Origin of the sequence: Streptomyces sp. NPDC089424 (assembly GCF_044749345.1) — a bacterium.
GTDB lineage: Bacteria > Actinomycetota > Actinomycetes > Streptomycetales > Streptomycetaceae > Streptomyces.
The window spans coordinates 840292-863913 of record NZ_JBIVHU010000001.1; the positions used below are offsets into that span (position 1 = coordinate 840292).

17 protein-coding genes and 1 pseudogene are annotated in these 23622 nt (G+C 74.3%); 7 read left to right on the forward strand and 11 right to left on the reverse strand.

The genetic code is table 11. The annotated features are described in order from the left end of the window. Position 1 precedes the first annotated feature (1 nt). The 5 genes from ACIP2X_RS03700 to ACIP2X_RS03720 all read right to left on the reverse strand — a co-directional run bounded on the left by ACIP2X_RS03700 (position 2) and on the right by ACIP2X_RS03720 (position 7021). Positions 2-2818, reverse strand: coding sequence for an NHLP bacteriocin export ABC transporter permease/ATPase subunit (locus tag ACIP2X_RS03700; RefSeq protein WP_401667008.1), 2817 nt, complete (start codon positions 2816-2818; stop codon positions 2-4). 1 nt (position 2819) lies between these two features. After that, positions 2820-5042 (reverse strand): NHLP family bacteriocin export ABC transporter peptidase/permease/ATPase subunit, encoded by a 2223-nt coding sequence (locus tag ACIP2X_RS03705; RefSeq protein WP_401667010.1) that lies wholly within the window; start codon positions 5040-5042, stop codon positions 2820-2822. Beyond that, entirely contained in the window at positions 5039-5845 is an 807-nt protein-coding gene (locus tag ACIP2X_RS03710; RefSeq protein ID WP_401667012.1) for an HlyD family efflux transporter periplasmic adaptor subunit, read from the reverse strand. The genes ACIP2X_RS03705 and ACIP2X_RS03710 overlap by 4 nt, the downstream gene beginning before the upstream one ends. Positions 5846-5937: 92 nt before the next feature. Next, the gene (locus ACIP2X_RS03715; protein WP_196456400.1) at positions 5938-6153 is read right to left on the reverse strand and encodes a type A2 lantipeptide; all 216 of its coding nucleotides are present in this window, start codon (positions 6151-6153) and stop codon (positions 5938-5940) included. Between the two features lie 454 nt (positions 6154-6607). Continuing rightward, entirely contained in the window at positions 6608-7021 is a 414-nt protein-coding gene (locus ACIP2X_RS03720) for a PaaI family thioesterase (RefSeq protein WP_401667016.1), read from the reverse strand. Between the two features lie 186 nt (positions 7022-7207). Here ACIP2X_RS03720 and ACIP2X_RS03725 point away from each other — a divergent pair, with 186 nt between their 5' ends. After that, complete coding sequence (locus ACIP2X_RS03725) at positions 7208-8563, forward strand: S1 family peptidase (RefSeq protein WP_401667018.1); 1356 nt, start codon at positions 7208-7210, stop codon at positions 8561-8563. Between the two features lie 74 nt (positions 8564-8637). On the opposite strand, the gene ACIP2X_RS03730 is transcribed toward ACIP2X_RS03725, so the two are convergent. Next, positions 8638-10782: a SpoIIE family protein phosphatase gene (locus ACIP2X_RS03730; RefSeq protein ID WP_401667020.1), complete on the reverse strand. Its 2145-nt coding sequence runs from the start codon at positions 10780-10782 to the stop codon at positions 8638-8640. A gap of 282 nt (positions 10783-11064) precedes the next feature. Here ACIP2X_RS03730 and ACIP2X_RS03735 point away from each other — a divergent pair. Continuing rightward, positions 11065-11646, forward strand: a pseudogene (locus ACIP2X_RS03735) (LuxR C-terminal-related transcriptional regulator); the annotation flags it as partial. On the opposite strand, the gene ACIP2X_RS03740 reads toward ACIP2X_RS03735, so the two are convergent. The 4 genes from ACIP2X_RS03740 to lanKC all read right to left on the reverse strand — a co-directional run bounded on the left by ACIP2X_RS03740 (position 11569) and on the right by lanKC (position 18013). Further along, positions 11569-13569, reverse strand: a complete 2001-nt coding sequence (locus ACIP2X_RS03740; RefSeq protein ID WP_401667023.1) for an ATP-binding cassette domain-containing protein — start codon at positions 13567-13569, stop codon at positions 11569-11571. The pseudogene ACIP2X_RS03735 and the gene ACIP2X_RS03740 overlap by 78 nt on opposite strands. Further along, positions 13470-15179 carry an ABC transporter ATP-binding protein gene (locus ACIP2X_RS03745; protein ID WP_401667026.1) on the reverse strand — a complete coding sequence of 570 codons (1710 nt, stop codon included), beginning with the start codon at positions 15177-15179 and terminating at the stop codon, positions 13470-13472. The genes ACIP2X_RS03740 and ACIP2X_RS03745 overlap by 100 nt, the downstream gene beginning before the upstream one ends. 81 nt (positions 15180-15260) lie before the next feature. Beyond that, positions 15261-15371 (reverse strand): SapB/AmfS family lanthipeptide, encoded by a 111-nt coding sequence (locus ACIP2X_RS03750; RefSeq protein WP_196456392.1) that lies wholly within the window; start codon positions 15369-15371, stop codon positions 15261-15263. A gap of 35 nt (positions 15372-15406) precedes the next feature. Then, positions 15407-18013 carry a class III lanthionine synthetase LanKC gene (lanKC, locus tag ACIP2X_RS03755; protein ID WP_401667029.1) on the reverse strand — a complete coding sequence of 869 codons (2607 nt, stop codon included), beginning with the start codon at positions 18011-18013 and terminating at the stop codon, positions 15407-15409. Positions 18014-18219: 206 nt separating this feature from the next. Between lanKC and ACIP2X_RS03760 the strand changes: the two genes are divergently transcribed. The 5 genes from ACIP2X_RS03760 to ACIP2X_RS03780 all read left to right on the forward strand — a co-directional run bounded on the left by ACIP2X_RS03760 (position 18220) and on the right by ACIP2X_RS03780 (position 22469). Then, positions 18220-20664, forward strand: a complete 2445-nt coding sequence (locus tag ACIP2X_RS03760) for a SpoIIE family protein phosphatase (protein ID WP_401667032.1) — start codon at positions 18220-18222, stop codon at positions 20662-20664. Between the two features lie 82 nt (positions 20665-20746). Beyond that, on the forward strand, positions 20747-21166 hold the full coding sequence (locus ACIP2X_RS03765; protein ID WP_401667034.1) for a CBS domain-containing protein: 420 nt from the start codon (positions 20747-20749) through the stop codon (positions 21164-21166). Between the two features lie 87 nt (positions 21167-21253). After that, the gene (locus ACIP2X_RS03770) at positions 21254-21610 is read left to right on the forward strand and encodes a DUF6479 family protein (protein ID WP_401667036.1); all 357 of its coding nucleotides are present in this window, start codon (positions 21254-21256) and stop codon (positions 21608-21610) included. An 89-nt stretch (positions 21611-21699) separates the two neighbouring features. Further along, entirely contained in the window at positions 21700-21879 is a 180-nt protein-coding gene (locus ACIP2X_RS03775) for a hypothetical protein (RefSeq protein WP_365447675.1), read from the forward strand. Between the two features lie 89 nt (positions 21880-21968). After that, a complete protein-coding gene (locus tag ACIP2X_RS03780; RefSeq protein ID WP_401667038.1) occupies positions 21969-22469 on the forward strand; it encodes a metallophosphoesterase family protein in 501 nt (166 codons plus the stop codon). A 21-nt stretch (positions 22470-22490) separates the two neighbouring features. Here the strand turns inward: ACIP2X_RS03780 and ACIP2X_RS03785 are convergent, their stop codons facing one another. Then, positions 22491-23591 carry an XdhC family protein gene (locus tag ACIP2X_RS03785; protein WP_401667040.1) on the reverse strand — a complete coding sequence of 367 codons (1101 nt, stop codon included), beginning with the start codon at positions 23589-23591 and terminating at the stop codon, positions 22491-22493. Positions 23592-23622 lie beyond the last annotated feature (31 nt).

The following is a 23622-nucleotide window of genomic DNA, read 5'->3' on the forward strand; positions in this document are numbered from 1 at the left end:
GTCACGCCAACTGGCGGCGCACCAGCTCGTGCAGCCTGCCGCCGGTGTCCGCGAGCAGTTGCGCCGGAGGCCCCTGCTGGGCGACCTTGCCGTCCTCCATCACGACGACGCGGTCGGCGTCCAGGACCGTCGACAGGCGGTGGGCGATGACGATGCGGGTGGCGTGGAGCGCCTTGGTGCTCTCGATGACCTTGCGCTGCGTCTCGTTGTCTAGGGCGCTGGTCGCCTCGTCGAAGAACAGGATGCGCGGCCGGCGGATCAGCGCCTGGGCGATCATCAGGCGCTGCCGCTGGCCACCGGAGACCGCCCCGTTGCCCGCGACGATGGTGTGCAGCCCCATCGGCATCCGCTTGATGTCCTCGGCGAGGCCCGCCATCTCGGCCGCCGCCATCGCCTCCTCCGGCGTGTACGGCTCGGTGCCGCAGATGACGTCCAGGATCGAGCCGGTGAACGGCTGCGCGTGCTGGAGCACCACACCGCACTGGCGCCGTACGGCGGACTGGTCGAGCGCCGCCAGGTCCTGACCGTCGTACAGCACGCTCCCGGACACCGGCTTGTCGAAGCCGATCAGCAGCCGCAGCAGGGTCGACTTGCCGCAGCCCGACGGCCCGACGACCGCGACGAACTCACCCGGCCGCACCTCGAACGACACGTCGTCGAGGACCAGCGGTCCGTCGTCGGAGTAGCGGAACGACAGCCGCCGCGCCTCCACGGCCCCGGAGAGCGGCCCCGGCCGGGTGCTGGCCGTACGCACCTCCGGCGCCGCCTGGAGCACCGGCTTGATCTGCTCGTACAGGGGCAGCGCGGCCACCAGCGACACGAACGCGCCCGTGACCTGGGTGACCGAGGTGAGCAGCATCGTCACCGAGGTGTTGAAGGCGAGGAAGTCGGCGGCCGACATCGAGCCCCGCGCCGGTCCCGCGAGCAGCATGAACATCGCCAGTGAGCACAGCGGCAGATAGATCGCGCCCAGCACGGTGGTGAGGTTCTTGATCCGGCCGAGCCGCTGCTGGAGCTCCCGGCTGCGCGCGAACTCGCGCGCCCAGGCGGCGTACGCGTAGTTCTCGGCCGCCGCGACCCGCAGCTTGGGCAGTCCGCGCAGGGTCTGGAACGCCTGGTTGTTCAGCTTGTTGGCGAGCACCGTCAGCCGTCGCTGCCAGCGCACCTGCCACAGTCCGAGCCCGAGGAAGACACCGGCGATGACGACGAGCATGCCCATCGCGGCCAGCGCCATCGGCACGCTGAACCAGAGCAGCAGCCCCAGATTCATCGCCCCCACGGTCACCGACTGGGCGACGGTCGGGCCGACCCCCGCGAGCAGCCTGCGGATCGCGCTGATTCCCATGGCCGCGCTGGCCAGCTCGCCCGTGGAGCGGCCGGTGAAGAACTTCGTCGGCAGCCGCAACAGCCGGTCCCACACGGCCGGTTGCAGCGTCGCCTCGATCCGGCCCTCCAGACGCAGGATGGTCATGTTCTGCAACAGCATGAAGGCCGCCGCCACGACGCTGCTGACCATCACCGCCAGACAGACCTGCGCGATCAGACCCGCCTGCGCCTTCGGCACGAACTCACCGAGCACCTTGCCGGTCGCGATGGGCACCAGCGCGCCGATCGCCACCGTCACGAGCCCGCTGAGCAGGAGCCCGGTCAGATCCCGGCGCGTGCCGCGCATGCAGAAGCGGAGCAATCCGAGGGGGCCCAGCGGGCGTTCAGGCAGCGGACGGTAGAACATCACCGCGCGCGGTTCGAACTCCGGGGCGTTGGCCTTCTCGATCGGCGTCTCGCGTCCGGTCGCGGGATGCACCGCCACATAACCGCCGCGCCGCCACAGCAGCGCCACCGGCGCCCCCGACAGCGCCCGGTGACCCACCAGCGGGCCCACGTCGTCGTGCCACCAGGTGCCGTCCAGCCGTACCGCGCGGGTCCGCACGCGCGAGGCGAGGGCGATGCGTTCGACCGGGTCGAGGCGGTCGCTCTCGGCGCCGCCGTGCCCGGGGTCGGCGAGCGGGATCCCGGCGGCGGCGGCGACCAGCTTGGACGCCGCGTAGGTGGCGTCGGCGTCGGCGGCGGTGGCGCGCTTGGCCGACGGCTTGCCGATCGCCGCGAGCAGCGTCCGGTCGGCCTGTGCGCGCACCTGCTCACCGGCCTTGATGCCGGCGGCCGTACGGGTCTCGTGGGTGCGCTCCAGCTGCTCGATCCAGCGGTCCAGCGTGCTCAGCAGGCGGTACTGCTGATCGACCATACTCTGCCACAGCGCCGGGTCCATCAGCAGGTCGGCCGCCGCCTCCGCGCCGTACAGGGAGCCGTACTGGACGCTGCCGGGCGGCACCTGCATCCAGAACACGTCGTCGTCGGTCACCTCGGCGGCGCGTTCACCGGCCGTCGGCGCCTGGAAGAGGATCGACAGCCCGCGGCCGACGCCGAGCGCGAGGGCGTACTCCAGCGGACTCGTCGTCGGCGGCACGTACTGCGGGTTGCCGTACTCGTCGTACGACCAGGTCTGCGTCACCGCCGGCTGGTACAGCTCGCGCAGCCCGATGCGGTGCACCACGCAGTCCCTGACCGGCCGGGCGATCAGCGTGTGCTGCGGCCCGGGGACGGGGCCGAGCAGCAGCGCGCCCGCCTCCAGCCGGCCGAGGTGGTGCCAGTGGCCCTGTTGCGCCGCGTCGACCGCGAACAGGTCCAGGGCGCCCGCCGCGACCAGCCACAGCGCCTGCGGGCCCTCCAGGTCCAGGCGGCCCAGCCCGGCGCAGTCGACGGGCGTGCCCACCTGCCCGAGCGCCGCGAGGACGTAGTCGTCGCCGTGCACGGCTGTCATCTCATCGCTCCCTGACCAGCGCCGCGTAGGCGCCGCCGTGTGCCACCAGCTCCTCGTGCCGGCCGCGTTCCACGATCGTGCCGTGCTGGAGCACCACGATCTCGTCGCTGTCCCGCACCGTGCTGAGCCGGTGGGCGATCACCACGCAGGCGCAGCCGCGCCGGCGCAGGTTGTCCATGACGGTCAGCTCGGTCTCGGCGTCGAGCGCGCTGGTCACCTCGTCCAGCACGAGGATGCTGGGCCGGCGCACCAACGCCCGGGCGATCTCCAGCCGCTGGCGCTGCCCACCGGAGAAGTTGCGGCCGTCCTGCTCGACCCGGCTGTGGATGCCGCCGGGGCGGCGCATGACGACGTCGTGCAGCGCGGCGTCCTTGAGCGCCTCCAGCACGGCCTCGTCCGGGATGGACGGGTCCCACAGCGCGACGTTGTCCCGGATCGAGCCCTCGAAGAGGAAGACGTCCTGGTCGACGAAGGAGACGGAGGCCCCGAGCGCGCCGCGCGGAATGTCCTCAAGGCGCTGCCCGTCGATGCGGATCACGCCCTCCCACGGCGTGTAGAGGCCGGAGATCAGCCGGGAGACGGTCGACTTGCCGCTGCCCGAGCCGCCCACCAGCGCGACCTGACGGCCCGGTCCGACCGTCAGGTCGAAGCCGGCGAGGAGGGGTTTGTCCAGCGGGCTGTAGCCGAAGGTGATGTTCTCCAGCTCGACATGGCCGTGCAGCCTGCGTGTGGAGTCGCCGCCCGCGCGGTCGTAGAGCGGGTCGGTGCGGAAGTTCTCCACGTCCTTCAGGCGTGCCACGTCGGCCGCGAAGTCCTGGATGCGGCCCGCCACGCCGTTGAGCCGGGTCAGCGGGGCCGTGAAGCGGGTGACCAGGGCCTGGAAGGCGACGAGCAGGCCGACGGAGATGTGGCCCTCGATGGCGCGCATGCCGCCGATCCACAGGATCAGGGCGCTGTTGAGCGTGGCGAGCGTCGGCGCGACCACGCCCAGCCAGGCGCTCGGCACTCCGAGCGCCTGCTGTTCCTCCAGGGTCGTGGCGTGCTGCCCGGCCCACTTGCGGAAGTAGCCGTCCTCGCCGCCGGTCGCCTTCATCGTCTCGATCAGCTGGAGCCCGGTGTAGGCGGTGTTCGTCAGGCGGGCGTTGTCCGCGCGCAGTTTGGCGGTCCGGGTCGCGCGCAGCCGGATGACGACGCGCATGGCGAGGATGTTCAGCAGCGCCACGCCGATGCCGACGAAGGTGAGCTGCGGGTCGTAGGTGTAGAGGAGTACGGCGTAGAGCACCACGACCACCGCGTCCACGCCCGCCGAGGCCAGGTCGCGCGCCAGCGTCTCGGCCACCGCGTCGTTCGACTGGAGGCGCTGCACCAGGTCGGCCGGACTGCGCTGGGAGAAGAAGGTGACCGGCAGCCGCAGCAGATGGCGCAGGAAGCGGGCGCTGGAGAGGGTGGAGGAGATGATGCGGCCGTGGTGCAGGTTCGCCTGCTGCAACCAGGTCAGCACCAGCGTCAGCAGCACACAGGCGCCCATGGAGGCGAACAGCACGTCCAGCAGCGAGGTCTGCCCGCCGATCAGGAACATGTCGATGTAGGTCCGGCTGAGCGCGGGCACCGCCGCGCCGACCACCACCAGCAGCAGGCTCGCCAGCACGGCGGCGGGCATCGTCCCGGCGGTGCCGCGTAGCCGGGCCGGCATCGCGCCCCAGACACCCGGCCTGCGCCCGCCGCGGCTGAAGTCGTCGCCCGGTTCCATCGTGAGGACGACGCCGGTGAAGCTGCCGTCGAAGTCCTCGATCGGCACGAAGCGTCGGCCCTTGGCGGGATCGTTGACGAACACGCCCCGGCGGCCGAAGCGGCGGCCGATGCCGTCGTAGACGACGTAGTGGTTGAACTCCCAGAAGAGGACGGCCGGCGCCTTGACCTCGGCCAGGGCCGCCAGGTCCATCTGCATGCCCTTGGCGGTCAGTCCGTAACTGCGCGCCGCCTTCAGCAGATTGCTCGCCCGCGAGCCGTCGCGGGAGACACCGCAGGCGATGCGCAGTTCCTCCAGCGGGACGTGCCTGCCGTAGTGGCCGAGGACCATCGCGAGGGAGGCGGCACCGCACTCGACGGCCTCCATCTGGAGGACGGTGGGGGTGCGGACAGGTCTGCGGCGGGCCTTCGGGACGGTACGCCGGGGCGGGGCGGCCCGGCGCCGGCCACGGGTCTCGGGTGCGGCGGTGGTCACGGCAGCAGCCAATCGACGGGACGCTGATCGGCCAGCCGGATCGAGCCCGTGGCCATCGTCATGGAGGTCAGGGTGAAGGGCGGTCCGTCGGCCGAGGACCACTTGTAGCCGCTCCTGGTGGCGGAGGACCGGTCGAGGCGCACCGTTACGGCGACGGGGCGGCCGTCCTTGGTGAACTGCTCGCCGAGCTGGTTGTCACCGAGGAACGAGGCGATCTCCTGGGGCGACTGCGGGGCGCGGTCCACGGACTTCACATGACCGCGCAGCACGCCGTACTCCTGGGTGGGGACCGTCTGCACGGTCAGGTCCACGGCGGCGTCGGCGGGGATCGACCCGGCGTTCTCGGCCGGCACGTACACGGTGGCGTACAGCGGGTCGTCCGCGTCGGCCACCTTCTCCACGGCCGCGACGTCGGCGCCCGTCGAGATGATCTGCCCGATCGTCGCGGCGAGCGCGGTCAGGCGCCCGGCGGCGATGGTGCGCACCACGGTCTCGCCCTCGGCGGTACGCACCTTCAGGACGGGGGAGTTCGCGGGAAGGCGCCGGCCCTCCTCGGCGACGATCGCCGTGACCTGGCCCGCGACCGGGCTCTGCAGGATGTAACTGCCCTCGCCGTGCGTGAGGACGGCGGGCGCGCTCACGGTGGAGGTCACCGAGCCGGTCACCGCCCAGACGGACGCGGCGGCCATCGCGACCACGGTCACCGACAGCACGAGCCAGCCCTGCGGGCGCGCGAGGCGCACCGGGAGATCGAGTTCCTCGGGCGACTGGAGCTTGGCGAGGGCCTGTTGGCGGAACTGCACGGATCTTCCCTCACCGGGTGGACTGAGTGACGGCATCCGAAGAGTCCCGGAGCCGGGGGGCGGCTCCGGGACTCAACGGCACTGGCGTGCGATCAGAGACCGGCGACCAGGTTGGTGACCGGCGCGGTGTTCAGGCCGGTGACACCCTCGACGGTGCCGACGACCGTGTCGACCAGACCGGAAACCGGGGCGATGCCGTCCACGGCGCCGACGACGGTGTTCACGGCGTTCACGGAGAGGCCGCCCGAAACGTTGTCGAGCTCGGCGTCGGAGATCTCGACGGTCTCAACCTGGGGGGTGGAGTTCATGATGGAACTTCCCTTCGTATGGCAATTTCACAAGGGGGGAGCGGCCCCCTCTGGGGACAGATGGACGGCCGCGACCGCGGGCGCCGGGCACCCCTGGCCGGGGAGCCCTCGCAGACCCTGCGGTGCGATGGATCAAAGCACGCGGCGCTGCCGGGCTTCCAATCAAACACAGGCCCCACCAGGGCACTTGAGCCCCAGCGGTCCCGATCCGTGCAGGTGTGGGCACGGCATGTCGGCGACTTCTTCACATGGCGCCCGGCATCGCCCCGCACGGGCTCTTGCGGCCCTGCCGGTGAATCCGGCACTCCGGTCCCAAAGGCGTGCCCCGGGGCGCGCGAATGTGCAGAACCCCGGGGCCCGGTGACTTGGTTGAGTATTGAATGTGCAGATTCCCTGAAGTGAGGATTCCGCTACTGGTCCGGGACGGACCGTTGCTGATCGATTACCAGCCGTATCAGCCCAGAAGCGCGTAGACGGTGCTCGCGTGGGCCGCGAGTTCCCCCGTCCGCTCGGCCGTCATGGAGATGTCGGCGAACGCCGTCCGCCGGCCCAGCTTGGTCAGCACCGCCACGATCAGGACATCCGAGTCCGTCACCGCGCGCTGGAAGGACGTCGACTGCTGAACGGTCGTCATCGGTACGAAGGCGCCCCGCGCCGCCGAGACGGCGATCACGGTGGCGGTGTCGGCGGCGGCCATCAGGGCCTGCCCGCACAGCGCGCCGCCCTCCCGGGCCAGCCCCGCCGACCAGGGCAGCCGCAGGGTGGCGCGGTCCTCGCCCACGCCCTCGACGGACAGGCCCAGTTGCAGCACCCAGGGGGCGAAGTTGGCGGACAGGATCTTGTCGGCCTCAGCGGCGGTCATCGTCATACCGCGATTGTTCCCGGCGTGCGGCGGGCGCGCGCGCGGCGTGGCCGATTCGGCCCGCGGACGGGCGCACGGCGAAGCGGAATTGAACGTCCCGCGTGACCCGTGCGTACCAGTGGCCATCCAGGCGCCCCCACAGCCGCCACGAGACGGCGGCCCGGACCCCGTCCTCCAGGAGGTCGAGAACCCTTGAGTCACAAGCGAATTCCGAAGCGCAAGGCCGCAATCGCGGTGGGCGGCGTGGCGGCGCTCGGAGCGGCCGCCCTGCTGCTGCCCCACGCCAACGCGTCCCAGGACGGCGCCGAGGACACGGCCGCGGCGCCCCGGACCCTGAAGGCGGGCGACGCCTCGGACCTCGCCTCGCAGCTCGCCGGCCTGCTCGGCGACGCCTTCGCCGGCTCCTACTACGACGAGGGCGACCAGCAGCTCGTCGTCAACGTGGTCGGCGACAACAACCAACTGGTCGTCCAGGCCAAGCGGGCAGGCGCCGCGGTCCGCCAGGTCGAGAACAGCACGGCCGAACTGAGGTCCGCCGCGCAGACCCTGAAGACCGAGGCCACCATCCCGGGCACCTCGTGGGCCGTCGACCCGCGGACCAACAAGATCCGGGTCACCGCCGACAGCACGGTCACCGGCGAGAAGTGGGACACGCTGGAGTCGACCGTGCAGGGCCTCGGCTCCGGCATGGCGACCATCCAGAAGTCGGCCGGCACCTTCAGGACCTTCGCCTCCGGCGGTGACGCGATATTCGGCGGCGGGTCCCGCTGCTCGCTCGGCTTCAACGTCACCGCGGGCGACGGCGCCCCGGCCTTCCTGACCGCCGGGCACTGCGGCGTCGCCGTCGCCGAGTGGTCCGACGCCCAGAACGGCGCCCCGATCGCCACCGTCGACCAGGCCGTCTTCCCGGGCGAGGGCGACTTCGCGCTCGTGAAGTACGACGACCCGGCGACCGAGGCGCCGAGCGACGTCGCCGTCGGCGGCGGGCAGACCGTCCCGATCCTCCAGGCGGCCGAGGCGACCGTCGGCCAGCAGGTGTTCCGGATGGGCAGCACCACCGGCCTCGCCGACGGCACGGTCACCGGGCTCGACGCCACCGTCAACTACCCGGAGGGCACGGTCACCGGCCTCATCCAGACCGACGTCTGCGCCGAACCCGGCGACAGCGGCGGCTCGATGTTCACCCAGGACGGCCTTGCCCTCGGCCTCACCTCGGGCGGCAGCGGCGACTGCACCTCCGGCGGCGAGACCTTCTTCCAGCCGGTCACGACGGCACTGGAGGCCGTCGGCGCGACGCTGGGCGACGGCGCCGGTGACGCCGGGGCGGGCGCGGGCGACGAGGCGGGTGCCGGCGACGACGCGGGCGCCGGTGCCGGTGAAGACGCCGGAGCCGGCGAGGAGGCCGGCGCGGGTGCCGGGGCCGGTGCCGGTGAAGAGGGTGGTGCCGGCGAGGACGTCGGCGGTGAGGACGTAGGAGGTGAGGACGTCGGTGCGGGCGGCGGCCACGGGGAGCCGGAGGACGTCTCCGGGCTGACCGGGACCCGGTGACCCAGAGCTGACGGCGGTCCGGTCCTCCGGCGGAGGGCCGGACCGCTCCCGTTCCCGCGGCGCGTCCGCGACCCTCAGACCCGCGCGTCCCCCCGCGCCCGCAGCAGCATCAGCGCCACGTCGTCGACCCGCTCCTCCGTACCCCCCTGACCCATCATCACGTCGGCCAGCTCGTCCAGCGGCAGTTCCCCGGCCTCGCACAGCCGCCGTCCCAGCTCGGCGAGCGCCTCCTCGATGTCGACGCCGGGCGACTCGACCAGCCCGTCCGTGTAGAGGACGAGCACCGAACCCGGCGGCAGCTCCACCTCGGTCGCCGGGTACACGGCCGAGCCGTCGATGCCGAGCAGCGGCCCGCCCGCGAGGTCGAGGACCCGCACCTTGCCGTCCGGTCGCCTCAGCAGGGGCGGCGGATGCCCGGCCCGCGCCATCACGGCCCGCCCGCGCACCGGGTCGATCCGCAGGTACAGACAGCTGGCGAACAGTTCGGCGCCGAGGTCGATGAGCAGCCCGTTGGTGCTGCGCATGACCTCCGCGGGTGCCTGACCCACCGTCGTGTACGCGCGTACGGCGGTGCGGATCTGCCCCATCAGCCCGGCCGCCGTCACGTTGTGCCCCTGCACGTCCCCGATCACCGCGGCCGCCTGCCCCGCCAGCGGCATCACGTCGTAGAAGTCGCCGCCGATGTCCATGCCGCGGGTGCCCGGCAGATAGCGCGCGGCCGTGTCGATGCCCGGCAGCGGCGGCAGCGAGGGCGGCAGGAGCGCGGCCTGCAACCCGTGCGCCAGCTGGTGCTTGGCGTCGTAGAGCAGGGCGCGCTCCAGGGCGAGGGCGATCAGCCCGCCGAGGCTGGTCAGTACGGCGCGCTCGTCCGCGGGGAAGGCGTGCGGCTCGGCGTAGGCCAGCACACAGGTGCCCACCGGGCGCCCGGACGCGATCAGCGGCAGGTACGCCCAGGCCGCGAACCCGTCCGGGGTCTCGTGCCGGATCGGGTAGAGCCGCTCCAGCTCAACCCGGGACTCGAAGAACGCCGGCACCCCGCTGTTGAGCGCGTGCGCGCCCGGGGTCGGCGAACTCAGCGGTGCCCCGTCGAAGCGCTCCACGACATGCGGATCCAGATAGCCGTGGTGCCCCAGCACATGCAGCCGGCCCGCCCGGGAGCCGAGCAGCACCAGTGCCCGGCCGCCCAGCGACGGCACGACCTCCCGCGCGACCAGCCGCACCACGTCCTGCACGGTCACGGCCTCGGTCAGCGCGCCGGCCAGGCTCAGCACCTGCGAGATGGTGACCAGACGGCCCGGTCCCTCGCCGGGCGGCGGCGCGACCCGGCCCATCTCCGACACCGCCCGTGCCCTGCTGACCCGGACGCTCAGTCCCGTCGTGCTCGGATAGAGCCGGAACGACAGCCACTCGCCGGGCGGGCGCACCGCCACGAACGACGTGGTGTGCTGGCTCAGCAGCGCGGCCCGGTACCGGTCCTCGTACACGGGGTCGTTCAGCCACGGCACCGCCGCCCACAGCTGGGTCCCGAGCAGGCGGCTCGACGGCACGCCGATCAGCTCGGCCGCCGCCGCGTTCGCGTAGGTGATCCGGCCGTGCAGATCCAGCGAGCACATTCCGTACGGCAGCCGGGCGACCATGCGGGCCGCCTCCAGCGAGCCCAGCGTGCCGGCCGTGCTCCCGATGGCCGGGGCGGCGAGGAGATCGGCCTCCGGCAGCACCGGACGGCTCTCCTCGGCGGCCCGCTCCAGCCGCACGGCGAGCCGTTCGGTCGCCGCGGTCAGATGCTCGCGCTCCCGGTCGCTCAGCTCGTGCGGATGGGAGCCGGGCCAGGTCACGAACACCGCGCCGTAGGCCCGCGTCGCGGTCGCCACCGGCAGCGCGGCGAGCGCGAAGGGGTAGGGCAGCACCACGGAGACACGCGGGAACCGGCGGGCCATCTCCTCCTCGCCGCCCACCCAGACCACCCGCCGTTCGCGCAGCGCCTCGGCGACCGGAATGGGGGCGTCCACCCCGACCCGCTCCCAGGGCGCCGCGAACGCCCGGGGCAGCCCGGCCGTCACCGCCATCTCCAGCGCCGTCTCGTCGGTGCCCAGCAGGTACACCGCCCCGGAGTGGGCGTTGACGCCGTCCATCATCGTGGCCAGGGCAAGCGACAGGAGGGGGCCACCGGCGGGGGCGTTGCGCGCCGCGGGCGCCTGTTCGTCGGGCACGCCGACCACCTCCTCGCAGCGCCGCGGGACGGGTCCCAGGGATCAATCTGCCTCGGGACGGCCCGCCCCGCACGGCGGCGACCGCGCCGGGCGACGGCGACGACGTGGGAAGCCCCGCGTACCCCGACCTCCCCGGGCCATGCCACCGGAGTCGAAGCGTGCGGTGGGGCACGTGCGCGGCGCGCGCGCCCCCGCGCATCCCCTTGGCCGGAACTGCGTGCCCCGACGGCGCGACGGCGGCCAAGAATGGGGCACGCGCTCTAGGGCCTGTTGCGTCGCGCGGCAGACGCCATGTTCGCAACAGGCCCGCAGGCCTGGAACGGCGACCGCAAGCGGGAAGGGACATCGGTGATCCGAGTACTTCTGGTGCACGACGCGTGTCTGGTGCGATCCATCCTCGCGGACTGGCTCCGCCGCGAACCCGATCTGGGGGTCCACGACACCCCCTGGTCGGGCATCGCGGGCCGGCTCCGGTCCGTGCAGCCGGACGTCTGCGCCGCGGACCTGGACCGCGTGGAGCGCGACGGCATACCGCCGGTGGGGGAGCTGACCGCGGGCGGGCCCGGCCGGACGACGCCGGGGCTGCTGGTGCTCGCCAACGGCAACCGGCCCGGCCTGCTCAGACGGGCGATCGACGCGGGCGCGCTCGGCTACGTCGACAAGGCGGGCTCTCCGGAGCGGCTGGTCCGGGCGATCCGGCGGGTCGCCGCGGGGGAACGTTTCGTCGACGACTCGCTGGGATTCGGCTTCCTCAAGGCCGCGCAGATGCCGCTGACCAGACGGGAGCTCAGCGTCTTAGCCCTGGCCGCCGAGGGCGCCTCCGTCCCGGAGATCGCGGGGAGCCTGCACCTCTCCCACGGCACGGTGCGCAACTACATGGCGGCCATCACCCGCAAGACCGGGGCCCGCAACCGGGTCGACGCGATCCGCATCTCGCGCGGCGAGGGCTGGCTGTGACCGGGGCGGACGGTCCCCGGCCAGCGCCCGGTACGCCGGTGAGCGCCGCACCAGCTCCTCATGGGTGCCGTACTCCGTGCGCGGGCCGTCCATGAGCAGCACGCGCCCGGCGCGGCGCGCCGAACCGATGCGGTGGGCGACGACGACCAGGGTGCCGCCCGGCCGCGCGGCGAACGCCCGCTCCGCCCGCTCCTCCGTCCCGGCGTCCAGGTGGCACGTCGCCTCGTCCAGCAGGGCCAGCGGCGCGGGGGACAGGTAGGCCCGGGTGAGCGCGATCAGCTGCCGCTCACCCGCCGACAGCGCGCCGGGGTCGACCGGCGCCTCGGGCCCGCCGAGCGCGTCGAGCAGCGGCGCGAGCCCGACCGCCTCGGCCGCGGCGAGCAGTTCACGCTCGGGCAGCGGGTCGGGGCGCAGATGGCCCAGGTTCTCCGCGAGCGTGCCGCTGTGGACGTAGGCCTCCTGCGGGATCAGGACGCGGTGGGCCGCCGCGGCCGGCCCCGGGACGGGGTGACCGTGGACGTGGACGGTGCCGTGCCGGGGGGTGAGCAGGCCGGCGACGAGGGCGGTGAGCGTCGACTTGCCGATGCCGCTCGGGCCGACGACGGCCAGGTGGGAGCCCGGCGCGAGGACGAGGTCGAGGTCCTCGATCACGGGGGCGGCGGCGGGCCCGTAGGCGAAGGTGAGGCAGGAGACGGTGAGGGCGGCGGCCGGGGCGCGCTGCGGGGGAGGGCCGGCCGGCCGGACGCGGGGCGGGACCGGCTCGCCCGGGTCGCTCGCGGGCGGCTGTGCGGGGGCGAGGCGGCGCAGCACGACGGCCAGGCGCGAGCCGCTGGTGCCCAGGCCGTGGATCAGGTTGCGCAGGGCGGGCAGGAGCGACTGGGTGACGTAGGCGAGGGCGCCGACGAGGGCGCCGGGCGTCACCCCGCGCGACAGGAGCAGCGGCGCGGCGGCGAGCAGCAGCAGGACCGGCAGCTGACCGCCGACCGCGAGGGACGCGACGCGCAGCACGGACCAGCGGGCCAGCGAACGCGCGGCCGCCAGCTCGGCCTCGACGCGCTCCCCGACCTCGGCGGCCGTCCGCTCCTCCGCGCCGGCCGCGGTGATGTCCCGCAGCCCCGCGCACACGACGCCCAGGTGCCCGGCGAGGGCCTCGTCGGCGGTGAGGAAGGACTCCTGCCTGCGGGCCAGCGGCCGGAGCGAGGCGAGGAACAGCCCGAGTCCGGCGACCAGGGGCGGGACGACGACCAGCAGCAGCGCCGGGGCCAGCGAGAACAGTCCGACGAGGGCGCCGAGGGCGGTGAAGACGAACGAGCGGGAGACCAGCACCAGACCGGCGAAGGTGTCCCGGGCGATCTCCACCTGCTGGGTCAGCCGGGACAGCGCCTCGCCCTCCGCCTCCCGCACCCCGCGCTCCACCACCCGCGTGACCAGCCCGTCCCGCAGCGGCTCGACGAGATCGGCGACCGCCCGGTACACCCGTGCCGTCCCGATCGCCCCGGCCAGGACCCCGAGGGCGGCCACCCCGAGCCACGCCAGCCCGGTGTCCGTGCGTCCCGCGAGGAACCCGGCGTCCAGTGCCCGGGCCGGCGCGTACCCGACGAGGAAGGTCTGCGCGCTCTCCAGTGCCGACCAGCCCCCGAGCCGGGCCAGGACCCGGGGGCGGGCCCCGAGGAAGCCGAGACCCCGCCGCAGGACCCCGTACCGGTGGGCTGCGTGCCGGTCGTGGACCTCGTGGCCGCTCACTCCCGGCCACCGTCCCCGAAGACCGCCCGGTACTCCGGGTCCGCCCACAGCCGTGCGTGGCTGCCGACCGCCCGCACCCGGCCGCCGTCCAGCCATGCCACCGCGTCCGCGCGGGCCGCCGTGGTGGGCCGGTGGGCGACGAGGAGGCGGGTCGTACGCGGCCGGGCCAGCAGGGCCCGTGTGATGTGGTGTTCCGTCACCGTGTCCAGGCTGGACAGGGCGTCGTCGAGGATGAGCAGACGGCCGCCCTGTGCGAACGCGCGGGCCAGGCCCAGCCGTTGCGCCTCGCCGCCGGAGAAGGGGGCGTCGGCGCAGCGGGTGGCGTAGCCGTGCGGGAGGCGGCGGACGAAATCGTCGGCGCGGGCGGTGCGGGCGGCCTCGCGGACGCGGCCGGGAGCGGGGCAGGGCAGGCCGAGAGCGAGGGTGTCCTCGACGGTGGCGCCCAGGAGAGCGGGGCGTTCGAAGGCGTAGGACACGGCGCGGCGCAGCTCCGGCCGGCCGAGGGCGCGCAGCGGGACGCCGTCGAGGAGGACCTCGCCGGCGTCCGGGTCGGCCAGGCGCCCGGCGAGCGCGGCGAGCAGGGACTTGCCGGTGCCGGAGCGGCCGACCACGGCGAGGGTGGTGCCGCCCGGCACGTCCAGGTCGACGCCGTCGAGGACCGTGCGGGCGCCCAGGCGTGCGGTCACCGCGCGCAGTCGGAGGTGTCCGGGGCCGGGCGGCAGCGTCCGGCCGCCGTGCCCGGGGGCGGGCTGCACCAGGACCTCCGTCAGCCGGGCGGCGGCCGCGCGGGCGCGGGCCAGGCCGGAGAGGTGGCTCACGAGCACGCCGACGCCGGTCGCCAGAACCGCGTAGCGGGCGGCGGCGAGCAACTCGCCCACGGAGAGCCGGTGCCGGGCGAGCAGCACGCCGGCGACGGCGACCACGCCCAGCTGGAGCAGCGGTCCCACGGCGACGGCCTGCCCGGCGGCCCGCCCCTGCACCCGCCACATGCGGTGGCCCGCGCGCGCCAGTTCGGGCAGCGGCCCGAGGACACGCGCCGTCTCCCGGTCCGCCGTACCGGCCGCGCGGATGGTGCGGTGCCCGGCGACCGCCTCGGCCAGCGCCGCCGCGATCCGTCCCTGCGCCCGCTGGTAGTCGGCGGCGCACTCGGCGGTGTCGCGGGCGAGGGCGCGCAGCAGGAGCGCCAGCACGGGCGCCCCGGTGAGGAACACCACCGCGAGCCACGGGTCGATCAGCACGAGCGCGACCACGCCCCCGACGGGCCCCGCGCACGCGGCCACCAGCAGGGCGCGGGCCCCCGGCGCGGTCCCGGCCTGCGCGGCGTTGCCGACGACCCGGGCGACCAGGTCACCGGAGCCGAACCGGCCGCCGGCGCGCGGCCCCAGCGCCAGCAGACGGCCGCTGGTCCGGCGGCGCAGCCAGGCCGTGCTCCGTGCGTCGACGGTCCCTGCGAGCACCGCCTCGGCCGCGTCCAGTACGGCGATCAGCGCTACCAGTGCGGCGCAGCACAGCACCCAGCCGGTCGCGGCCCGGCCCGACAGCAGCGTGTCCAGGGCCCGGCCCAGCGCGGCGGGCAGCAGCAGCCCGGCCCCGGTGGCGAACGTTCCCGCCAGGCAGAGCGCGAGGCACCGCCCCGCGCTGTGCCGCCCGGCCCGGCGCAGCAGTCCCCGGGTCCCGGTGTCCGTCGGCGTCGTGGGTCCTGTCATGGAGTGAGCGCCTCCTGTACGGACCCCGGGCGGCCCCTCCCTGGTGGGGAGTGGCCGCCCGGAGCTGTGCGGTGCCGTCGGTCAGAGGCAGAGCGTGATGCTCGCGGCGCTCACACAGGAGAGCAGGCTGAGGGTGCTCTGGCCGCCGGTGTACTCCTCGGTGTCCATCGCCTGCAGGTCGAGCAGTGCCATCTTCGTGTCCTTTCATCCATGGGGACGGGGTGGTGTCACGACTCCGCGGGATCGCGGAACCGCGTCTGTGAGGGCCGCCGCGGGGGCGGCGGCAGGAACGGCAGATGTGCGGTGGACGGGTCGCCGAGGGCCGCGCCGAGCGCGAGCAGACAGCCCGCCGTCCCGGTGGCCAGGTCCATGGACAGCCGCATCATCTGGTGCCCGGGGAAGGCCAGTTGGCCCTGGTAGGCCATGGCGTACCAGCCGAGTCCGGCGACCTGGGCCGCCAGCTCCTCCCGCCCCGCTCCCGGGGCGGTGGTGCGGGCGAGGTGCAGGATCATCCCGGCGCGGCCCTGGAACAGTCCGGGCTGCGCGTAGAAGCGCGAGGTGGCGGCCGTCAGGATCCCGGCGCGGGCCCGCCCGAACTCGCCGTCGTCGTCGGTGGCGTGGACGAGGTGGTCGTCGAGGACCATGCCCACGCCCGCGCTGCCGTCGCCGAGGTACGGCATCGTCCGCCAGCCCTCGTCGACCTCCAGCGAGCCGCCCTTCTGCACGACACAGCAGTCGAGGTCCCGGCGCAGCGCCGTGCCGGCCGCGTCCAGCAGGTCCCGCTCGCCGGTCAGTTCGTAGTGGCGCAGCAGGAACAGCGCGGGCCCGCTCGCGCCGCGCAGCAGCCCGGCCCGCCGGCGCGGGGTGTCGGGCAGCGGCTCGGCGAGCCGTCCCACGAGGATGCGGGCCGCCTCCTCGGCGGCCCGGGCAAGCCGCCGTTCACCGGTGGTGCGCGCCAGGGCGTCGAGGACGAGGCCCAGTCCGGCCAGTCCGCCGTGCAGGTCCGAGGCGAGGCGCTGCCAGCGCTCGCGCAGGACCAGGTCGATCAGGTCCAGTGCCCGCGTCCGGTGGCCGAGCAGGTCCAGCACCAGGGCGACGCCCGCCAGGCCGTCGTACAGGCCGAGCGGTGTGCCCACCGGCGGCGGTTCGGTGCGCGCCAGGAGCCAGTGTTCGCCCTCCTCGTACCGTTCGGCGCCGGTCCGTTCGAGCGCGTAGAGCACACCGGCGGCGCCGTGCGCGATGCCGAGGCCGCCGCCGTCGGAGAACTGGGTGATGTCGCCGGGGAAGAGCCGGTCGGTGCGCTCGGGGCTCGCCGAGGCGAGGATCGCCTTCACCATCGAGTCGCGGCTGTGCGGCCAGTCCGCGGGACGGACGAGCGGGGTGGCCGCCGACGGCCGGGCGGCGCCCCGGGTGATCTCCGCCACCGCCTCGTCCAGGAAGGCCCGGGGCACGTCCGGGAACTGCTCGGCGACGACGTCCGCCAGGTGGGCGGCCTTGCCCCGGTCGACCACGAACAGGGTGGTGACCGGCAGGAACAGGGCGAGTCGCAGGCAGGCCAGCGCGTAGCGGTCGACGTCCGTGCCGCGGCGGTCCGGCGGGGCGAAGAAGCCGGGGTGGGCGACGATCTGACGGCCGTTCTCGGCGACCGGCGCGGCGGCCTCGAAGTCGATCAGCCGGACACTCTCCTCGTCCGGCGCCACCATGATGTTGAAGACGTGCAGGTCGTTGAAGACGATGCCGCGCTCGTGGACCGCCTCGACGGCCCGCTCGACCGCCCGGTGGATGCGCAGTGCCCACGCCGTGTACGCGGCGACGGCCGCAGGGTCCGGGTCGGTGCCGAGCAGCGGGTGCCGCTCGGCGAAGAAGGAGTTCAGCGGCCTTCCCTCGATGTGCTCCATCACGAGGAACCGGTGGTCGCCCAAGGCGAACCAGTCACGCACCTCGGGCACCACCCCGGTGCCCGCGACCTGCTCCAGGGCGTCCTTCTCGCGCTCCAGACGGGCGATGGCGTCGGCCCCGTCGGCGGCCAGCCCCGCGTGCGGCCGGCCCTCCTTGAGCACCACCCGGCTCCCGTCACGGGTGTCGGTGCCGACGTACACGCCGCCGCCGTTGGAGAAGTGCAGCGCCTTCTCGATCCGGTACGGCAGGTCGCCGACGGTCGTGGTGTTGCGGGCCGCGAGCTGCGGTTCGAGGAAGGAAGGCAGCGTCACCCAGCCGGGCACCTGGAAGGACGGGGCCCGCCGGTCCGGCACCAGCGTGCCCTCGCCGTCGCGCACCGCCGGCACCAGCGAGCCGCGCTCGTCGACGACGTAGGTGCGCGCGAAGGCGCCGTAGCGCACGTACAGCGGACCGTCGTCCCAGCGCAGGTCGGTCAGGATGTAGGGCCCCTCGAAGCCCTTCAGCAGCTCGCCCAGCTCCCGCAGCACCAGGTGCAGTTGCTCCTCGTCCGCAGGGTAGACGGTGACGAACTTGCCGCTGCCGTCGCGCGGGGCGTACTTGGCGTTGCGCAGGTGCAGCAGGTGGGCGGCCGGCACGAACTTGAACGGGATGCGCCGGGGCACGCAGTACTCCCACACGATCGCCGCGATCCGGTCCGCGTCCTTCCGGGTGGCGGAGGCATGCACCTTCCAGCCCTGGGTGGGTCCGGGCGCCGGCGCGCCGTCCGGGCCGAGCGGCGTCAGCGCCAACCAGTCGCCGATCCGCGCCGCCGTCCAGCCGTCCGGGGCCGGGCGGCGGGCCGTCTCGTACAGCGGCTCGCCGCCCCCGCCGAGCCGGTCGGGCGTGTCGTAGAAGTGACTGTCCGCCAGCGCGTACACCTCGTACCGCTTGTCCATGCCCTCCCCCTCCGTGACCGGCAACGAGCCTCGCAGCCGGGACAGGGCCCCGGACAGTCACGCCTGTCACGAGACGGCCGTGCACTACGCATGGGTCAAAACCTGTTCGATCCCTTTCGAGCGCGGGGCCGCCGGGCGGTCCGTCCGGCGGCCGTACTGCGTTCACAGGGGCTGCGCGCGGCGTTCATTAGCGCTGTAATACGGACGTGGTCAGTGAGGGCGTTGCCGGGCGCAGGGCGCGAGTGCTGCGCGCCGAGGACGCCCTCTCGGCGCTCCTGGCCGACCCCGACTCCCCGGCGCGCAGGCACCGCCTCCTCGAACAGGCGCTGGTCTTCGCGCGGGCCACCTTCGCCGCCTTCTACACGCCGAGCGACGACGGCGAGGTGCTGTGCATGGCCGAGTCGGCCGGGGTGCCCAGGACCCTGTACGGCCTGCGCGACGGCTATCCGCTCGCCGGCGGCTCCCCGCTGTCCGACGCCCACCGCGCCGGGCGCCCCGTGTGGCTCGGCCCCGGCGAACTCGCCGACCGCGCGGAGTCCCGCCGCACGGCGGCGCGGGACTTCTCCCTGGCCGCGCTGCCCGCCCACCGCTCGGGCGGCGGGGGGTGCCTGCTCGCCGTGAGCGAGTACCGGGACGGCTTCGACACCGAGGACCGCAAGTGCCTGGAGCTGATCGCCGACGCGCTCGCCACGCCCGCCCCGGCGCCGCGCGCCGAGAGCGGTGAGCTGCCGCCGGGCGGGTTCAGCCTCGCCATGGACACCGGCCGGGTGCAGGTCGGCGACGACCTCCTGGAGCTGTTCGGCATCGGCCGGGACGAGTTCGACGGCAAGGTCGAGACGCTGCTCGGCCGGACGGTGCCGGAGGACCTGCCGTCGCTGATGTCGGTGGTCGAGGCCGACCACATGACCATCGGCGACCGCGAACTGGAGTTCCGGGTGCTCCGGCCCGGCGGGCCACCCAAGTGGCTCCGGCTGCGCGGCCGTCTGCTGCCCGGCGGGGACGGCGTCCCGTCCCGGCTTTCGGGCACGGTCGAGGACACCTCCACGCTGCGGTCCGACGTCACGGACGTCACCCGCGTCCAGCGCCTGGCCGCCGTGCTCGCCACGGCAGGCACCGTCCGCGACGTCAGCCAGGCCGTGGTCGCCGCCCTGCGCCGGCCGTTGCAGGCCGACCGGATCGCCCTGGCCGAACTGGAGCACGACCGGCTCGTCGTCACCGTCCTCGACCCGCCCGAACCGGAGGCCTGGCCCGAGCTGTGGCGCCTGGAATGGCGGGCCGAATGGCCCGACGCGCCGGTGCGCGCCATGCCCACCCTGGCCGCGGCGCTGAGCGAGGGCCGCGCCCAGATCTGGCCCGCGGGCACCGCCCTGGAACCCGCGCTCGCCGAGGTGGGCCCCGGCGGCCTCGCCGTGCTCCCGCTGCCCGCGGGGGGCCGGATGGCCGGCGCCTGTCTGATCGGCTGGGACCGCCCGCACGACTTCGGAGCCGACGAACGCGCCCTGCTCACCGCCTCGGCCGGGCTGGCGGGCCAGGCCCTGATGCGCGCCCGCGCCTTCGACGCCGAGCACGAACTCGTCGGCATGCTCCAGCGCCAACTGCTTCCGCGCCGCCTGCCCGAACTGCCCGGCGCGGTCGCCGTCGCCCGCTATCTGCCCGCCACCGCCGGCCTGGAGGTCGGCGGCGACTGGTACGACGTGATCCCGCTGCCCGACAACCACGTCGCCCTCGTCATCGGCGACGTGCAGGGCCACAGCGCGGGCGCCGCCACCCTCATGGGCCAGATGCGCACCGCGCTGCGCGCCTACGCCGTCGAGGGCCACCCCCCGGACGTCGTCGTCTCGCACGCCAACCGGCTCCTCGTCGGCATGGAGACCGACCTCTTCGCCACCTGCGCCTACGTCGACGTCGATGTGGAAGAGGGCTCCGCCTGGTGTGTGCGGGCCGGGCATCTGCCGCCGGTGCTGCGCCGGCCCGACGGCAGCACCGAGATCGCGGAGGCGGAAGGCGGCCCGCCGCTCGGCGTCGTGGCCCAGGCCGACTTCCCGATGAGCCCGCTGCGGCTCCAGCCCGGCACGCTCATCGCCCTGACCACCGACGGTCTGGTCGAGAGCGCCGAATCCGACCTCGACGAGGGCATGGCGGAATTCGCGGAGCGGCTCGCCGCCTCCGACCCGGCCCACCTGGGCACGGTCGCCGACGGACTGCTGGGCGACGCCCACCGCGGTGACGACGTGGCGCTGCTGCTGATGCGCTACGACGGCATGGACGTCCTCCCGCGGCGCGAGACCTGGACGGTGTGGCGGGTGCCGGAGGCGGTCCGGCACGCCCGGCGCTTCACCCGGCGCACCCTGCGCGCCTGGGGCGTGACCGCTCAGACGGACGCCGTACTGCTGGTCGTCTCCGAACTCGTCACCAACGCCCTGGTGCACACCGACGGCCCGGTCCGCCTCGACCTGACCCTCGTCGACAGCCGGTTGCGCCTCGCCGTCGCCGACACCTCGCCGCGCACCCCCGTCAAGCCCACCAGCATCGGCTGGGAGGCGACCGGCGGCCGTGGCCTGCTCCTCGTCGAGGCCATGTCCGCGTCGTGGGGCACGGTGCCGGCCAGCGGCGGCAAACAGGTGTGGAGCGAGATCGCCCTGGACCGCTGACCCCGCGTGCCGTCGCCGCCGCCCCGGGTACTCGGTGCCGGAACGACGACGACACAGGACAGCAGCCCGAAGGAGGCACGTCATGACCCAGTACGTCCGCGACATCATGACCGCAGACCCGGTGACCGTCGAACCGCAGACGTCCGTCGCGGCGGTGGCCCGGATCATGCGCGACCAGGACCTCGGCGCCGTGCTGGTCACGGACGGCGACCACCTGCGCGGCCTGGTCACCGACCGTGACCTGGTGGTGCGCTCGATCGCCGACGGCGGTGACGCCGACCGGATCACCGTGGCCGCCGCGTGCAGCGACGACCTGGTGACCGTACGGGCGGACGAGGAACTCGACCACGCCGTGGAGCTCATGCGCGAACACGCCGTGCGCCGCATCCCGGTCGTCGACGAGGACCACGCCGTGGGCATCGTCTCGCTGGGCGACCTGGCCATGGAGCGCGACCCGGAGTCCGCGCTCGGCGACATCAGCGTGGCCAGGCCCAATCCGTAGCGCGCGCCGCACACCGTCGGCCCGGGCCGGGGCGACCGCGGCGGCACCGGGAGTCATTCACCCGCGTCGGCCGGGTACTCGGTGCGCATGAACTTCACCGCACTCGAAGTAGCCGCAGCTGGTTCCGTCGCCGGGTTCGTCGCGGTCCTCGTCGGTGGCGTCATCGTCACCGGGGCACTGATCTGGGCCGTTCTCCTCGGCATCAAGGTCCGCAAGCGCGAGCCCCGGCGGCCCCGGCCCGACGAGCAGCCCCGCCTGCCGGAGTCCGGCGCGGTGCGGGAGACCCGGGAACAGCGTGCGCCCCGCGAGATGGACGGGGACCAGCGCCTCTCGCCGCACGACCTGCGCCCCTCCGGCGGCATGCCCAGCGCGGACCAGCGCCGCCCGCGCTGGAACAGTGGCTCCGGCGGCTCCTTCGGCAGCGGCGGCCCCGGCAGCGCCTGAGCCGTACGACGTTTACCGGCGGCGACGGCGGGGACCCGATCGGTTCCGTACACTCGTACGAGGGGACGCAGAAGGAAGAGGTTTGCGTCGTGACCACGTCCACCAGTGACAAACCCGTCGTCCGCCGCCTGGAAACCGGCTGGTCGAAGGCCCGTCGACTGCGCGCCAAGAGCGAGCTGCGCACCTGGCTCCCCGCCGTGGAGAGCCCGGACGGACCACGGACCTCGCACACGGCACCGGAGTGGAACATAGTGCGGGGTGAGGACTGAGGGCACAGACGGACCCAGGCACCCCTGCCGGACCGCCACCGCGGACCGCGCCGCGCGCCCGTGGTACCGGCACGCCCTACGCTGGAGCGGTGCGCCTGCTCCTGACGTCGGACACCCATCTCCCGAAGCGCGCCAAGGCCCTGCCGGAGCCGCTCCTCGCCGAGATCGACACCGCCGACGTGGTCTTCCACGCCGGTGACTGGGTAGACACGGCCACCCTGGACCTGCTGACGGCCCGCAGCCGCCGGCTGATCGGCGTCCACGGCAACAACGACGGCCCCGACCTGCGGGCCCGGTTGCCCGAGGTGGCCCACGCGGAACTCGGCGGCCTGCGCTTCGCCGCCGTCCACGAGACGGGCCCTGCCCAGGGCCGCGAGGCCCGCTGCGCCGCCCGCTTCCCCGGCGTGGACGTCCTGGTCTTCGGCCACAGCCACATCCCCTGGGACACCACGACGGCCACCGGTCTGCGCCTGCTCAACCCCGGCTCCCCGACGGACCGCCGCCGCCAGCCGCACTGCACCTACATGACGGCCTCCGTCACCGGCGGCCGGCTGACGGACGTGACCCTGCACCGGCTGCCGCCCCGCTGACCGTGCCGGGCCGCCGGCGCCCTACGACTGCGGATGGATCGCCCCCCGGGTCGCCGTGAGCGGCGTCCCGCTGCCGCCCCAGCGCAGCGACACCATCTCGGCGGCGACCGACACGGCCACCTCCTCCGGCGTCCGCGCACCGAGGTCGAGACCGATCGGGGAGCGCAGCCGCGACATCTCGTCGTCGGTGAGCCCGGCCTCCGTCAGGCGCTTGGTGCGCTCGTCGTGGGTACGGCGGCTGCCCATCGCGCCGATGTACGCGGCGGGCCGGCGCAGCGCCACCTCCAGCAGCGGCACGTCGAACTTGGGGTCGTGCGTGAGCACGCAGATCACCGTGCGCTCGTCGGTGTCGGTGGCGCGCAGATAGCGGTGCGGCCAGTCGACGACGACCTCCACGCCGGGCGGGAAACGTTTCGGCGTGGTGAAGACCGGGCGGGCGTCGCACACGGTGACCCGGTATCCGAGGAAGTCACCCAGGCGGGCGACGGCCGCCGCGTAGTCGATCGCGCCGAACACGAGCATGCGCGGGGGCGGCGCGAAGGAGTGCAGGAACACCGAGACGTCGTCCTCGCGCCGCTCCCCGCGCGGCCCGTAGTGCCGCAGACCGGTGGCCCCGAGAGCCAGCTCACCCCGCGCGTCGGCGGTGACCGCCGCGTCCAGCCCCCGCGTGCCGAGCGTGCCGGCCACCCGGTCGGGCCACACGGCCAGCGTCGCCCCGAGCGGCGCCGGGCCGTCCGTCACCGTCGCCAGGGTCACGGGGCGGCCCTCCAGGACCGTCTCCGCGACCGCCCCGAAGGTGGGGTCCCGCTCCGGCGTGACCGGACGGACCAGCAGGGTGATCTCCCCGCCGCAGGTCAGCCCCACCGCGAAGGCGTCGTCGTCGCTGTACCCGAACGTCTCCAGCCGGGCCTCGCCGCTCTCCACCACCTCCTGGGCGAGCTCGAACACCGCCCCCTCGACACAGCCCCCCGACACACTGCCGACCACCTCGTCGTCCGGTCCCACCGCCATCGCGGCACCCGGATCACGCGGCGCGCTGCGGCTCACCCCCACGACCGTGGCCAGGCCGAACGGGGCTGACGTCGCGTACCACTGGCGCAGCGCCGGAAGAATCTCACGCATATCGCGACCCTCGCATGGTTGAGCGTTAATC

What these genes read in the sequence shown, in the direction of transcription:
- ACIP2X_RS03700 (WP_401667008.1), bottom strand. Translation starts at nt 2,818, where the DNA reads ATGACAGCCGTGCACGGCGACGACTACGTCCTCGCGGCGCTCGGGCAG.
- ACIP2X_RS03715 (WP_196456400.1), bottom strand. Translation starts at nt 6,153, where the DNA reads ATGAACTCCACCCCCCAGGTTGAGACCGTCGAGATCTCCGACGCCGAG.
- ACIP2X_RS03720 (WP_401667016.1), bottom strand. Translation starts at nt 7,021, where the DNA reads ATGACGATGACCGCCGCTGAGGCCGACAAGATCCTGTCCGCCAACTTC.
- ACIP2X_RS03740 (WP_401667023.1), bottom strand. Translation starts at nt 13,569, where the DNA reads ATGGCTGGACGGCGGCCGGGTGCGGGCGGTCGGCAGCCACGCACGGCT.
- ACIP2X_RS03745 (WP_401667026.1), bottom strand. Translation starts at nt 15,179, where the DNA reads ATGACAGGACCCACGACGCCGACGGACACCGGGACCCGGGGACTGCTG.
- ACIP2X_RS03750 (WP_196456392.1), bottom strand. Translation starts at nt 15,371, where the DNA reads ATGGCACTGCTCGACCTGCAGGCGATGGACACCGAGGAGTACACCGGC.
- lanKC (WP_401667029.1), bottom strand. Translation starts at nt 18,013, where the DNA reads ATGGACAAGCGGTACGAGGTGTACGCGCTGGCGGACAGTCACTTCTAC.
- ACIP2X_RS03765 (WP_401667034.1), top strand. Translation starts at nt 20,747, where the DNA reads ATGACCCAGTACGTCCGCGACATCATGACCGCAGACCCGGTGACCGTC.
- ACIP2X_RS03770 (WP_401667036.1), top strand. Translation starts at nt 21,254, where the DNA reads ATGAACTTCACCGCACTCGAAGTAGCCGCAGCTGGTTCCGTCGCCGGG.
- ACIP2X_RS03785 (WP_401667040.1), bottom strand. Translation starts at nt 23,591, where the DNA reads ATGCGTGAGATTCTTCCGGCGCTGCGCCAGTGGTACGCGACGTCAGCC.